Annotated in this window: 1 protein-coding gene; it reads right to left on the bottom strand. The window is 37.3% G+C overall.

Going from position 1 to position 1,838, the window contains the following annotated elements:
* Positions 1-87 precede the first annotated feature (87 nt).
* A complete protein-coding gene (locus tag BLU80_RS19325; RefSeq protein ID WP_091401612.1) occupies positions 88-1,626 on the bottom strand; it encodes an IS1634 family transposase in 1,539 nt (512 codons plus the stop codon).
* Positions 1,627-1,838 lie beyond the last annotated feature (212 nt).

The raw sequence follows: 1,838 nt of genomic DNA, 5'->3' as shown, positions 1-1,838 counted from the left end.
GATAGCCAGCACACTTAGTAGAATACAAATTAAAGTAGCCATCAGGCTTCTTTGCTTTTCCTGACTTTGACGCTGGGACACCCGAAATTAATATGACTCTAAATCGTCATATATAAGTGATGAAATAGCCTTCTGCTTGGGAGTTAGAAGCATGATTTTGGTGACAGTTTCACCACTCTTTGGCATCCGTGCTGTAATAGTGGTAATGGTTCTGGCAATTTCGATGACCTTATCAACACTTAATTTTATCTTTTTTAATATCAGGATTCTTTCAAGTTCTTTATACACTTTATAGGCTACAAAGCAAATAGTTACGTGTGCTTCTATTCTTTTAGGCGAGAAATGAAACATCGGTCTTAACTCAATTGTGCCTTTGGCGATTCTAAATGCCCTTTCAACAACCCACAATCCATTGTATTGTTCATAAACCTGCTGTGCAGGTAAATCTGTATTGGTTAAATATCCTTTCAGTCCATCCCATTTTTCATCTTCTTGTATCTTGGCATCACTAATCTTAATGGTTACATCATCGGCTATTTCAAGGAATTTATTATAACCTCGCTTATTGATATTTTCCTTGGTTACTTTGCCTGTCTTGAATGCGGCTTTCAATCTTTTAATACCTTTCTCCCGATTATATTTATCCTTTTTAGCTCTTTTGGCAGAATAGCCAATTATCAATCTTGATTTTTCCAGCTTTTTATCATAAAAAACACTTTCCGTTTTATCTAAGGATAAAATCCAGTTTTGGAGGCACACCGGTCCATTTTTAATTCTTGCGCCCAAAATGTATTTATATTTTGCATCCTCCAATAATTTAATATTCTTCTTATTCATTAGACCAGAATCTGCAACAACAACGAAGTCCTTTAACTTGAATTGGGCTACAAATGCATCCACTATAGGCAGCATTGTTCTGCCCTCAAATTGAGCACCATTAAATATAGAATAAGATAAAGGATAACCTCCGTCGCTGACCAGTAACCCTAGCACTACTTGCGGTTGGGCATGTTTACCATCTTTAGAAAACCCTCTTTCTCTCAGCTCATCACTTTCATCTGCTTCGAAATATAGCGTGGTGACGTCATAAAACATCAATCCGATACGCCCTCCCAGAATGCGCCTGGTATGATCAACACTTATTTGCTGAACCTCCTGTTGTTTAGTATTAGCCAGCTTGTCCATATAGCGGTAGATCTGCTGATAATGAATATCCTCATCAAAGTGATCCTTTAAATAAGATACAGTTGCTAGTTTACTCATAGGCTGACTTAGTCTTGCTACAACAAGCTGCTCAAGTATATTATCATTAAGCCGACCAAAGCCGATTGATTTGAATACTTTTTCCAAAATCAATCTTGTGCCATTTTGTAAAACGTTCTCTATATTAGAAAAGAAATAATTAAACGATTCCCGTTCTTCTTGATGCTGATCTGCCACTTCAAACATGTCCTGGACTCCTTGATGGACTTTTACCCATTGCTTTGCTTCCAAAAGTAACTGATTAACGGTATCCAGGTCAGCACTACTACCGATTGTTTTAATTACACTGTACTTTCCCTGGCTTTTGTCAATAACCTGGACGCTTATCACCCCACTTATATTGGCTTTTTTGCGTACGTACATATTACAAAAATACAACTTAAATTAATCTGGGACACCCAATTGGGTGTCCCAGAAAATTCAATATATTGCTTATTAATAAGTTACGTATTATTTATTTTAAGGGGTGTCAAAGTCAGGACCTATCGAGCCCACAATATTGACTATCACCATCCATATTGGCATAAAACCTTGTGTGGTTGCTATAAATAGCCCGGCTACCATACCGGCAACCA

Source organism: Arachidicoccus rhizosphaerae (assembly GCF_900107765.1).
Taxonomy (GTDB): Bacteria; Bacteroidota; Bacteroidia; order Chitinophagales; family Chitinophagaceae; genus Arachidicoccus; species Arachidicoccus rhizosphaerae.
Note: the sequence above shows the minus strand (reverse complement) of the source record. Positions and strands in the feature narration are given on the sequence as shown.

Excerpts from the sequence above, each read along its gene's own strand:
- BLU80_RS19325 (WP_091401612.1), bottom strand. The coding sequence starts at position 1,626 with ATGTACGTACGCAAAAAAGCCAATATAAGTGGGGTGATAAGCGTCCAG.